Annotated in this window: 11 protein-coding genes; 3 read left to right on the top strand and 8 right to left on the bottom strand. The window is 71.3% G+C overall.

Going from position 1 to position 11231, the window contains the following annotated elements:
* Positions 1–23: 23 nt before the first annotated feature.
* Genes ACIQCS_RS08235 through ACIQCS_RS08200 form a run of 8 tightly spaced genes read right to left on the bottom strand, consistent with a single transcriptional unit; the run spans position 24 to position 7976 of the window.
* The gene (locus ACIQCS_RS08235; protein WP_345849712.1) at positions 24–1028 is read right to left on the bottom strand and encodes a D-cysteine desulfhydrase family protein; all 1005 of its coding nucleotides are present in this window, start codon (positions 1026–1028) and stop codon (positions 24–26) included.
* A complete protein-coding gene (locus ACIQCS_RS08230; protein WP_345849713.1) occupies positions 1025–1798 on the bottom strand; it encodes an enhanced serine sensitivity protein SseB C-terminal domain-containing protein in 774 nt (257 codons plus the stop codon). The genes ACIQCS_RS08235 and ACIQCS_RS08230 overlap by 4 nt, the downstream gene beginning before the upstream one ends.
* Positions 1799–1825: 27 nt before the next feature.
* Positions 1826–2302 (bottom strand): hypothetical protein, encoded by a 477-nt coding sequence (locus ACIQCS_RS08225; RefSeq protein WP_345849714.1) that lies wholly within the window; start codon positions 2300–2302, stop codon positions 1826–1828.
* 50 nt (positions 2303–2352) lie between these two features.
* On the bottom strand, positions 2353–2499 hold the full coding sequence (locus tag ACIQCS_RS08220) for a hypothetical protein (protein WP_345849715.1): 147 nt from the start codon (positions 2497–2499) through the stop codon (positions 2353–2355).
* A complete protein-coding gene (locus ACIQCS_RS08215; protein ID WP_345849716.1) occupies positions 2496–5903 on the bottom strand; it encodes an AAA family ATPase in 3408 nt (1135 codons plus the stop codon). Before ACIQCS_RS08215 ends, ACIQCS_RS08220 begins: the two co-directional genes overlap by 4 nt.
* A 29-nt stretch (positions 5904–5932) precedes the next feature.
* On the bottom strand, positions 5933–6697 hold the full coding sequence (locus ACIQCS_RS08210; protein ID WP_345849717.1) for a thioredoxin domain-containing protein: 765 nt from the start codon (positions 6695–6697) through the stop codon (positions 5933–5935).
* A gap of 26 nt (positions 6698–6723) precedes the next feature.
* Positions 6724–7443: a thioredoxin domain-containing protein gene (locus ACIQCS_RS08205; RefSeq protein WP_345849718.1), complete on the bottom strand. Its 720-nt coding sequence runs from the start codon at positions 7441–7443 to the stop codon at positions 6724–6726.
* Entirely contained in the window at positions 7443–7976 is a 534-nt protein-coding gene (locus ACIQCS_RS08200; protein WP_345849719.1) for a DciA family protein, read from the bottom strand. The genes ACIQCS_RS08205 and ACIQCS_RS08200 overlap by 1 nt, the downstream gene beginning before the upstream one ends.
* Positions 7977–8003: 27 nt before the next feature.
* Here ACIQCS_RS08200 and ACIQCS_RS08195 point away from each other — a divergent pair, with 27 nt between their 5' ends.
* The 3 genes from ACIQCS_RS08195 to nudC are packed head-to-tail and all read left to right on the top strand — an operon-like array spanning position 8004 to position 11199.
* A complete protein-coding gene (locus tag ACIQCS_RS08195) occupies positions 8004–9059 on the top strand; it encodes an A/G-specific adenine glycosylase (protein ID WP_345849720.1) in 1056 nt (351 codons plus the stop codon).
* Positions 9047–10330, top strand: coding sequence for a serine hydrolase domain-containing protein (locus tag ACIQCS_RS08190; protein WP_345849721.1), 1284 nt, complete (start codon positions 9047–9049; stop codon positions 10328–10330). The genes ACIQCS_RS08195 and ACIQCS_RS08190 overlap by 13 nt, the downstream gene beginning before the upstream one ends.
* Positions 10327–11199, top strand: a complete 873-nt coding sequence (gene nudC, locus ACIQCS_RS08185) for an NAD(+) diphosphatase (protein ID WP_345849722.1) — start codon at positions 10327–10329, stop codon at positions 11197–11199. Before ACIQCS_RS08190 ends, nudC begins: the two co-directional genes overlap by 4 nt.
* The last annotated feature ends 32 nt before the right edge of the window (positions 11200–11231 follow it).

The raw sequence follows: 11231 nt of genomic DNA, 5'->3' as shown, positions 1-11231 counted from the left end.
CCCGGCTTTCGCCGGGATGACGGTCAAGCCGCGAAAGCCGGCTGGTACGCGTAGAGCCCCGGCGTGCCTCCGGTCATCACGAACAGCACGTCGCCGGTGAACTGCCCCTCGGCCAACCCCGCCAGCACGCCGGCGAACGCCTTGCCGCTATAGACCGGGTCGATCAGCAACCCTTCCTGCCGCGCCATCAGCCGCACCGCCGCCAGCATCGCCTCGGTCGGGATGCCATAGGCCTCGCCGCGCTGCGAGCCGTTGATGCGGATATCGTCGCCTTCCAGTGGATCGCCGGCAAGCACCGCCAGCGTGTCGTTCGCCAGGGCTCGCGTATGGTTCCGCGCTTCCTCAAGCTCTGCCAGCACGGTGAAGGACAGCACACGTCGCGGATCGTCCCCCGAGGCGGCCAGGCCGGCAACAAGGCCGGCATGCGTGCCATGGCTGCCATTGGCGACGATGATCGTCCCGAACGAAAGCCCCAGCGCGGCCTCCTGCGCCCGGATCTCGTCTGCGCAGGCGACATAGCCGAGCGCCCCCACCGGCGAGGATCCGCCCGCGCCGACGACATAGGCCTTGCGCCCTGCGGCGCGCAGTTCCTCCGCCCGGACATGCGCCGCCGCCAGCGCATCGGCACCGCCTGGCAGGTGATGCACCGTCGCCCCGAACAGCCCGTCGAGCAGCTGGTTGCCGTTATGCCGATATGCCTCGTCCTCGCGCGGCACCGTGTCGGTCAGCATCAGCTCGGCGGCGAGGCCCATCCGCGCCGCCGCCGCCGCGCTCAGCCGGGCATGGTTGGATTGCCGCGCGCCGGTGGTGACGAAGGTGTCGCAGCCCTGGTCGATCGCCGCGCCGAGCAGGAACTCGAGCTTGCGCAGCTTGTTGCCGCCGCCACCCAGGCCCATCAGGTCGTCGCGCTTCACGAACAGGCGTGCGCCCTTAAGCCCCAGCGCCGCCTCGATCCGCGCCAGGCGCTGGATCGGGGTCGGTGCATCGAACAGGTGGATGCGGGGGAAGGCGTCGAGCCGGCGAATCAATGGCCTTCTCCGGGCTTGAGCCGGATGCCGTGTCCGGGGCCGGAACCCGGCGCGTTGACGACGAGATCGACCGGCATCTCCTCATGCGGGCCGCCCGGCAATATGTCGTGCAGCAGCGCCGCGATCGCATCGGGTTCGGCGGTGCTGCGGATGTCGAGATACCAGCTCGCATTGCCTTCGGGCCAATAGGCCAGGGCGAGCCAGGCCTCCTGTACGGTGGGAGCATCGGCGACGGCCGCGGCGATGCTCCGGATCAGTGCCTCGGGCCGCTTTGCCGGCGCGCCGAGCAGGAGCTTCGTCTCCTTGGCGATGGTCCGGCGCACCGGCTTGCCGAGCAGATGCGCGAGATCGTCCGCCGACCAGAGCACGCCATAGGCCAGCCCGGGGTTCAGCCAGGCGCCGCTCTGCGCGAACATTTCGAACAGCACCTTGGCGGGTAGCCGCGCATAGCCGCTTCCTGCGCCGAAGCGCTCGGCCAGCCGCGCCTCGCCGGTGAAGATCGCCGGGATCGGATTTCCCTGGGGATCGGCGACGTTGAGGAGGCGCAGCGTCTCCCCGGCGCCGACGGTGCGCGCGCTGGCTTCGGCCGGCGCTTCGGGGGTGGCGACGTAAAGCTCGGCCTCGAGCAGCATCCGCTCGAAATCGGGGCGCGCGGCGGGGTCGCGCGCCGCCGCCATCAGCGCGGCCTCGAGCGGGTCGTGCGGCTCGAAGGACGGGGCCGGCTCGGCCGGCTCCGCCTGCTTCCCGCCGCCGAAAAGGCGTTTCCACATCGTCGCGTTCCCCCTATTCCATTGTCATCACAGCGCCGGCTTGCAGCCGCGCGTCTGATAGACGCCGCGCAGGAAGCCGCGGCGCGCGAAGCCGGCATCGACCGCGGCGTTGAGCGCGCGCTGCGCCGACGCCGCGCCGCTGACTTCGCGGACGATGCCACGGAACGGCACGATCAGCCCGGCCACGGTGTCGCCGGTGACCTTGACCTTGCGGCTCTTCTTGCGATCGACGCCGCCGACGAAATCGGGGCCCAGCGCTTCGCCGAGCGCGTCGAACGCCGCTGCGATGCGCGTGCATTTCGACAGGCCCGACAGGCTGTAGGGTGCGGCGGCGGCATTCTGGAGTACCGGCGGGATCTTGGTCTTGACCACGCCGACATCCTTGGCGGGCTGCTCGGCGATCTCGCCGGCGCGATCGCCGGTCGATTGCTGCTTGTCCTGGGCGAAGGCCGGGCCGGCGGCGAACATCGCCACGGCCATGCCGATCCAAAGGCTCGATCGCATGCATTTCCTCCTGTTGCCCATCCTGTCGAACCGTTCGACGCGCGTATCGATCACAGGTTCCACCAGAGGAGAAGGGCGATGGGCAGCGCGATGCCGGGGATCGCCACCAGGCAGCCGGCCATTCCGAAGCGTTTCGCGATGAGCCAGCCCGTCGCCTCCAGGCATCCCTGGAGCACCGCCTCGATCAGGAAGCTCATTCCGCCGCCAACAGGCTCTCGGCCCCGCCGAGGTCGACCGAGACCAGCCGGCTCACGCCGCGCTCCACCATGGTCACGCCGAACAGCCGGTGCATGCGGCTCATCGTCGCGGCATTGTGCGTGACGATCAGATAGCGAGTCGCGGTTTCCTGGGTCATCCGCTCGAGCAGGTCGCAGAAGCGATCGATATTGGCGTCGTCGAGCGGCGCGTCGACTTCGTCGAGCACGCAGATCGGCGCGGGATTGGTGAGGAACAGGGCGAAGATCAGCGCGACGGCGGTGAGCGCCTGCTCGCCGCCCGAGAGCAGCGTGAGCGACTGGAGCTTCTTGCCCGGCGGCTGCGCCATGATCTCCAGGCCCGCTTCGAGCGGGTCGTCGGAATCGATCAGCTCCAGATGCGCCTGGCCGCCGTTGAACAGCGTCGTGAACAGCCGGCGGAAATGCTGGTCGACCGCTTCGAAGGCCGCGAGCAGCCGCTGGCGCCCCTCACGGTTGAGCGTGCCGATCGAGCCGCGCAGGCGGTTCACCGCCTGGGCCAGCTCGTCGCGCTCGGCTGCGTTGGTGGTGAAGGCGGCCTCCAGCTCGGCCAGCTCGGTCTCGGCGACCAGGTTCACCGGCCCGATCCGCTCGCGCTCGGCGTTCAGGCGTTCGTGCGCGGTCGATTCGTCCTCGGGCGTGCGCACCGTGGCTTCCTCGAACCCGGCTTTCTGGGGCAGCAGCGGCGGCGGGCATTCGAAGCGCTCGCCCGAGATGCGGCCCATCTCGATGCGGCGCGCCTCCTGGTTCTCGGCACGCGCCGCGGCACCGGCGCGTTCCTCGCGCGCCTGGGCGAGGATCTCGTTGGCGCCGCGCACCGCGCCTTCGGTCTCGCGCACCGCCAACTCGGCCTCGCGCTCGGCGGCCTGGGCGGCGGCGCTTTCGATGCGCGCCTTCTCGGTCGCGGCCTCGGCCTCGGCGAGCTGGGCCTCGAGCTGGGCCGGCCGGCCGGCCAGCGCATCGCTTTCCTCGGCGAGCTGGGCCGCGCGCTTGTCCATTTCCGTGGCGCGCCGTGCGGCCTCGCCGGCGCGCGACTTCCAGCTCCTGGCCTCGGCGCCGGCGGCGGCGTGGCGCTCGCGCGCGCCGGCGATCTCGCGTTCCAGCGTGCCGCGCTCGGCACGGGCCGAAGCGGCGGCGACGCGCTTGCCCTCGGCATCGGTGGAGAGCGCGGCGACGCGGGCGCGCGTGTCGGTGCCGTCGGGCAGGGCGGCCTTGGCGGCCTCGGCGCGGTTGCGCTCGGTCGCCGCCTCGTCCTGCTCGGCGGCGATGCGGCGGATTCGGGAATCGAGATCGGTGCGCTGCGAATCGAGCCGTTCGAGCTGGGCGGCGGCCCGGTCCTCGGCGCGCCCGGCCTCGCGCCCGGCATTCTCCGCATGGTCGAGCACGCGGCGGCAATCCGCGGCGGCGCGGCGCGCCTCGGCGATATTGTCCTCGATCCGGCGCAGCTCGGCATCGGCGCCCTCGACCGCGCGCACCGCGGCCGGCCGCGCCTTCTCGATCGCGGCGAGCCGGTTGACTCGCACCAGCCGCTCCGCCGCCGCCGCGCCGCCCGATCTGGCGACATAGCCGTCCCAGCGGCGCAGCATGCCGCCGAGCGTCACCAGCCGCTGGCCGACCGCGAGCGGCTGGCCGTCATCCGCCTCCGCCACCAGCACCTGGGCCAGGCGGCGCGACAGCCCGGCTGGCGCCCGGACATGCGCGCCGAGCGGCGCGGTGCCCGGCGGCGCGGCAGGATCGCCCGGCCGCGGCTCGGCGCCCGCCCAATAGCGCTCGGCGCCGGTATCGAGCCCGGCCTCGAGATCGTCGCCCAGCGCCGCCGCCAGCGCGCGCTCATAGCCGGCATCGACCTTCAGCTTGTCGAGCAGCCGGTCCTTGTCCGAAGGCCGGGTCGCCTTGGCCAGCGCGGCGGCTTCGCTGTCGAGCTGGGCGAGCTCGGCATGGGCAGTGGCGCGTGCCGCCTGGGCATGGTTGCGCGCCTCGATCGCGGCGCGTTCCTCGGCATCGGCGCGGGCCAGGCCGGTGCGGGCGCTTTCGGCCTGGCGGAGCGCCTGGGCCCGCGCCTCGGCCGCGCGAGCCTTCTCCGCCTGTAGCGGCTCGGGGTCGGGCAGCGCCCGCAGCTCGGCATCGATCCGTGCCCGATCGCGTTCGGCGCGTTCCGCCCGGGTGCGTGCCGCCGCCAGCGCGGCCTCGGCGACGCGTGCTTCGGCGGCTTCGCTCGCCTGCGCCGCCAGCGCCTGGGCCAGCGCCACCTCGGCATCGCGCGCGGCGCGTTCCGCCTCGGCCAGCGCGGCATCCAGATTGGGCATGCGCGCGGTCGTCTCGGCGATGCGCGTGTCGAGCGCCTTCGCCTCTTCCTCCAGCCGGGCCAGCGCCTCGGCCGCGTCGCGGGCGAGCGCGCCTTCGCGGCCGCGATCCTCCTCCAGCCGGCGCACCGAATCCCGCACCTCGGCGATGCGCCGCTCGACCGCGGCCTTGTCCGCGCGCAGCGTGGCGAGGCCGTGCATCGCCTCGGTCGCCCGGTCGCGCACGGCCAGCGCCTCGGCGCGCAGCGTGGCGAGTTTCTCCGCCGCCGCCTGCTGCACCGCCACGGCCGAATCATGCGCGCTGGTCCGCTCGGCGACCAGCGCCGCGGCCGCGGCCGCTTCCTGCTTGGCCGCGTCCGCCGCCGCGGCGGCATCGCGCCAGCGCGCGAAGATCATCCGCGCCTCGGCGACGCGGATCCGGTCCGAAAGCTCGCGATAGCGCTCGGCCTGGCGCGCCTGGCGCTTGAGCTGGGCGGCGCGCGTCTCCTGGTCGCCGATCACTTCGTCGAGCCGGGCGAGATTGGCCTCGGTCGCGCGCAGGCGCTGCTCGGCATCCTTGCGGCGGACGTGCAGCCCGGCGATGCCCGCGGCTTCTTCCAGCATCGCGCGGCGCTCGCCCGGCTTGGCCTGGATGATCGCGCCGATCCGCCCCTGGCTGACCAGCGCCGGCGAATGCGCGCCCGTCGCCGAATCGGCGAAGAGCAGGGCGACGTCCTTGGCGCGGACGTCGCGGCCGTTGATCCGATAGGCCGAGCCGGCGCCGCGCTCGATGCGGCGGACGACTTCCATCTCGTCGTCCTCGCCCACCTGGTCGGCGAGGATCGAGACTTCGGCGAAGTCACGCGACGGGCGAGTCGCGGTGCCGGCGAAGATCACGTCCTCCATCCCGGCGCCGCGCATCGACTTGGCGCTGGTCTCGCCCATCACCCAGCGCAGTGCTTCGAGCAAGTTCGACTTGCCGCAGCCATTGGGGCCGACGATCCCCGTCAGCCCCGGCTCGATGCGGAGGTCAGCCGGGTCGACGAAGCTCTTGAAGCCCGTCAGCCGCAGCCGTTTGATCTGCACGCTTGCCTACCCCCGCAGCGTCATGGGGATCAGCGCGCCCCCGCCGCCTTGAGCAGCGGCTCGAGCTGTTCCCACGAGCCGGCATCGACCTTCTTGCCGTTGATGAAGAAGCTCGGCGTGCCGTTCACCCCGTGCACGGTGGCCGCATCGGCGTTGACCTTGGCGATCTCGTCGATCTTCTTCTGGTCGCCCAGGCACTGGCGCGCCTTGGCCTCGGGCACGCCGCGCTGCTTCATGAAGTCGATCATGCCGAGCTGCTCGGCAAAGCCCACCGCGGCCTGGGGCGGCGGCAGCTGCTGCAGCTGCTGGGCAAGCTGCGGATTGGTCTTCACCAGCTGCTCGGTGCGGGTGAGGAAGCTCTCCTGGTTCTCGAAGAACTGGTCGAGCATGCTGAAGAAGGACTCGTCGGGCACGCACTGGTTGAGCAGCGCGGCAGCGAGGTCGGGCGCGCCGTGGATCAGGAAGTCGCGGAACTCCCAGCTGACCTTGCCGGTCGAGATGTAGTTCTTGCGCAGCGGCTCGGGCGCGGTGCGGCCGAACAGTCCGCAATAGGGGCAGTTGCGCGAGCCATATTCGACCAGCTTGATCGGCGCGTTGGGATTGCCCTGGAGATAGCCGCCGTCCTTGGTCCTGCCGATCGTGTCGACCCAGGCCTTGCCGGCGGGCGCAGGAACGGTGGGGACCGGCGTGGCGGAGCTGACCGCCGCGCTGCTGTTGCCCGTGTCGCCGCTGCCGCACGCGGCCAGGGCGCCGGCGAGCGCCAGCATGGGGATCAGGGCCAATTTGATACGCATAGTCTGTTCTCTCCAGAAATCGCGGGTCAGGCGCCGTTCGCCCAGAGCTCGGGCAGCAATCGTTCCCAGCTGAACGCACTTACCTTGCGCTCGTTGACGATGAAAGTGGGGGTGCCCCGCACCTGATGGACCTTCACCGCATCGGCATTGGTCTTGGCGATGCGCTCGATCAGCTTGGGATCGGCGAGGCACTGGCGGGCCTTGGCCTCGGGCAGGCCCTGGGTCTTCATGAAGGCGATCAGGCCCAGCGCCTCGGCGAAGCGAGTCGCCATCTGGGGCGCCGGCAGCTTCTGCCAGGCCTCGGCCTGCTGGGGCTGGCTCTTGAGCAGTGCCTCGAGCTTGTCCTCGAACTGGCGCTGATTGGCGTAGATCGCGTCGAGCACCGGGAAGAAGCGCGCGGGCGCGACGCATTGGTTGAGCAGCGCCATGGCGAGGTCGGGCGCGCCATGGATCAGGTAGTCGCGATATTCGTAGCTGACCTTGCCGCTCGCGATGAAGTCGCGCCGCAGCGCCGGCACGCCCTCGGTGGCGAAGCGCCCGCAGGTGGGGCAGCCGCGCGAGCCATATTCGACGAGCTTGACCGGCGCATCGGGATTGCCCTGGCGAAAGCCGCCCTGCGGCGTGATGGTGACGGCAGCGGCCCAGTCGGGCGTCGCCGCCGGCTTCGCTACGGGCCGGCGGGCCTGCTGCGCCGATGCGCCGCCGGCCAGCGCCAGCGCGCCGGCGATCATCAACCGGGCCCGCATCAGTCGATCCGGCCGATCTTGGGGCGCTCGTCGCTCGCCGCGACGCCGGCGGCCAGCGCCTCGAGCACGGCCTTCAGCTCCGGATCGCCGATGCCGCGCAGGCTCTCGCCCATCGCCTCGCTCAGCGGCTTCAGGCTGGGCGGCGGCGCCGCCTTTTCGGGGCGCTTCACTTCGCCGTGGCGAATCGCCAGCCGGGCCACCGCCGCATAGCCGAAGAAGCGGTTCACCCGCTCGACGATCTCGGGCGCGATGTGCTGCATAGTCGGGGCGTGCGCGCCCGCGACGACGAGATGGAGCACGCCCTGCTCGCGCTTGCCCTGCGGGAAGCGAATCGATTCGGGCATCGAGACTCGCGCATAGCGCTCGCCGACGATCTCCACCCAGCGGCTGACGATCGAATGCTGGACGAAGCCGAACTTGCGGAAGGTCGCCCGGCCGACATCGGGCAGCAGCTCGGAGACTGCGCGGGGACGCAGCGCGCGCTGTGGCGCCGGGGCCGGCTGGCGAGTGGTGGCACGGGGGGGCTTCGTCATTTCCGCCAACCCATGCCATAGGGGCATGTGCCCGACAACGCCCCTCGCGCAATCGCCTCCGCGCTGCTCCATTGGTACGACCGCAATGCCCGCGACCTGCCCTGGCGCGCGCGGCCCGGCGCCAATGCGCCCGATCCCTATCGCGTGTGGCTGTCGGAAGTGATGCTCCAGCAGACTCAGGTCGCCAGCGTCATCCCCTATTTCGAGCGGTTCACCACGCGCTGGCCGAGCGTCGAGGCGCTGGCCGCGGCCGAGGATGCCGATCTGATGGCCGCCTGGGCCGGGCTCGGCTATTATGCCCGCGCCCGCAACCTGCTTGCCTGCGCCCGCGAAGTGGCGCGGCGCGGCGGGTTTCCGGACAGCGAATCGGGACTGCGCGCACTGCCCGGCGTGGGCGGCTACACCGCCGCGGCGATCGCGGCGATCGCGTTCGGCCGGCGCGCGGTGGTGGTCGACGCCAATGTCGAGCGGGTCGTCGCGCGGCTGTTCGCAGTGGAGGAGGCACTGCCGGGCGCCAAGGCCGGGATCTACGCCCGCACCGATTCGATCACTCCCGATCTGCGCTCCGGCGATTTCGCCCAGGCGATGATGGACCTGGGCAGCGGCGTCTGCACCGCGCGTTCCCCGCGCTGCCTGCTCTGTCCGCTGCGCGAGCATTGCGCCGGCTTCGCTTCCGGTGCGCCCGAGCGCTTCCCGGTCAAGGCCGCCAGGAAGGCGAAGCCGCAGCGCCACGGCACGATGTTCTGGCTCGAGCGGGACGGCGCGGTGCTGCTCGTCCGCCGCCCGGGCAAGGGGCTGCTCGGCGGCATGCGCGCATTGCCGACCGGGCCCTGGGCCGATTCGCCGCCGGGCCTCGACGGTGCGCCGGCCCCGGCGGCATGGCACATGCTCGACGAGCGGGTCGGCCATGGCTTCACGCATTTCAACCTCGACGTCGGACTTGCGGCCGCAACGATCCCGTCGCATGCAGGCGCCGCCGTGGAAGGCGAGTGGTGGCCGGTCGCCGATCTCGAATCGGCCGGATTGCCCACAGTATTCGCCAAGGCGGCACGGACATTCAGGAGGCGGCTATGCGCGGCGTGATCGGTTTCGGCTTTGGCTTGGCAGCGCTGGCGTCGCCGGCTTTCGCGCAGACGGCCCCCAAGCCGCCCGCCGCGCCGAACGTCGCGGCCGAGGCTGCGCTTGCCAAGCGCTACGTCGCCGAAGGCAAGGTGCCCGGCATCGTCATCCTTGCCGGCCGCCCGGACGGCGCGGTCACCGTGGTCAGCGAAGGCCGCGTCGCCGACGAGCCGGGCGCGCACGCCGCCGATGCCGACAGCCTGTGGCGCGTCTATTCGATGACCAAGCCGATCACCGGCATCGCCGCGATGATCCTGATCGAGGAAGGCAAGCTCAAGCTCGACCAGCCGATCAGCGACTTCATCCCGGCGTTCAAGAACATGAAGGTGCTGGTCGATCCGGCCAAGGACCTGACCAGCCGCCCGGCGACCAGGCCGATCACCGTGCGCAACCTGCTCACCCACACCGCGGGCCTGGGCTACAACATCATCACCAAGGGGCCCCTGCTCGACGAGTATAACAAGCTCGGCATCAACCCGGCCCAGGTGAACGAGCAGATGGAAGTCCAGATGGCGGCGCTCCGCCCGGACAGCCTGGAGGAGTTCGCCAACCGCACCGCCAGCCTGCCCCTGATCGCCGAGCCCGGCGCCAAGTGGAGCTATTCGATCGGGCTCGACATTCTCGGCCGGGTGATCGAGGTCGCCAGCGGCATGCCGTTCGACCGGTTCGTCAACACGCGCATCTTCAAGCCGCTCAAAATGGAGCAGAGCTACTGGACGGTGCCGGCGGACAAGGTCGGCAATTTCGCCAGCAACTATGTCTTCATGGGCGCCACCCGCGTGCCCGCCGATCCGGCGGCGACGTCGATCTATCTGAAGAAGCCCGAATTCCCCTATGGCGGCGCCGGCCTGGTCATGTCCGCGCGCGACTATGACCGGTTCCTCCACATGCTGCTGAACCGCGGCGAGCTGGATGGCGTGCGCATCCTCAAGCCCGAGACGGTGGCCGTCGCCATGTCGAACCTGCTGCCCGCCGGGGCCGATACCTCGATCCTCAACGAGACTGCGAAGGACACCGGCACCCAGATGGGCTTCGGCGCCGGCGGCTCGGTCTATCTCGGTGACGTCCCGGGCGGTCCGGGCAAGGGCACGTTCGGCTGGGGCGGCGCCGCCGGCACGATCGCCTGGGTCGATCCCGTGCACAAGGTGCGCGGCGTGGGGATGATCAACCTGTTCGGCGACACGCCGCTGAAGCGCGAAGTCTCCAAGGCGATCTACGCCGATCTCGCCAAGTGACGCGCGCGCCCGGTTTCACCGGCGGCACGCTCGATCGTGCCGATCGGGTTCGCCACGAGCCGGAACTGCTCGCCGCCGCGCTTGCCGATCCGCGCGCGCGCCTGCTGGTACTCGATTCGCTCGATCCGGTGCTCGACGAGGGCGGCCGGCTGACCTGGACGGACCTGGCGGAGGCGCAGGGCCCGCTGCTGTTCCTCGGCTATGACCAGGGCGGGCCGCGTTTCGTCTCGGCCTTGCCCGACGGCATGCCGGTGCCGATGGGCCGATCGCCGGCAATGTTCGCGCTGCTCGATCGCTTCGCCGCGCCCGATGCCGCCAACTATGCTTCGGCGCGCGGGCTGGTCTTCTGGCATGGCCGCAACCGCTTCTGCGCCAATTGCGGCGCCCCCACCCGCATCACTCATGCCGGCTGGGCGCGGCACTGCCCCGATTGCGGCGCCGAGCATTTCCCGCGCGTCGAGCCGGTGGTGATCATGCTGGCCGAGCATGGCGACCGCGCGCTGCTCGGCCGCCAGCCGAGCTGGCCGCCGGGCCGCTATTCGGCGCTGGCCGGCTTCCTCGAAGTGGGCGAGGCGATCGAGGAGGCGGTGCGCCGGGAGACGTTCGAGGAAGCGGGGATCCGGCTTGGCGCGGTCCGCTACGTCGCCAGCCAGCCCTGGCCCTTCCCGGCATCGCTGATGGTCGCCTGTATCGGCGAGGCGCTGAACGACGATATCCGCGTCGACGTGAACGAGCTGGAGGATGCCCGCTGGTTCACGCGTGCCGAAGCGGCGCTGGCGCTGGCCGGCGATCCCGCCGCGCCCTTCCTGGGGCCGCCGCCCTATGCGATCGCCCACACGCTGCTCACGGCCTGGGTGGAGGGAGCCTAGCCTCCTCTCTCCCCCCTCCCTTCCAGGGAGGG

The sequence above is a fragment of the Sphingomonas sp. NPDC092440 genome (genome assembly GCF_044754985.1).
Classification (GTDB): domain Bacteria; phylum Pseudomonadota; class Alphaproteobacteria; order Sphingomonadales; family Sphingomonadaceae; genus Sphingomonas.
The sequence above is the reverse complement of the archived record's forward strand: the minus strand, read 5'-3'. Positions and strand labels throughout refer to the sequence as shown.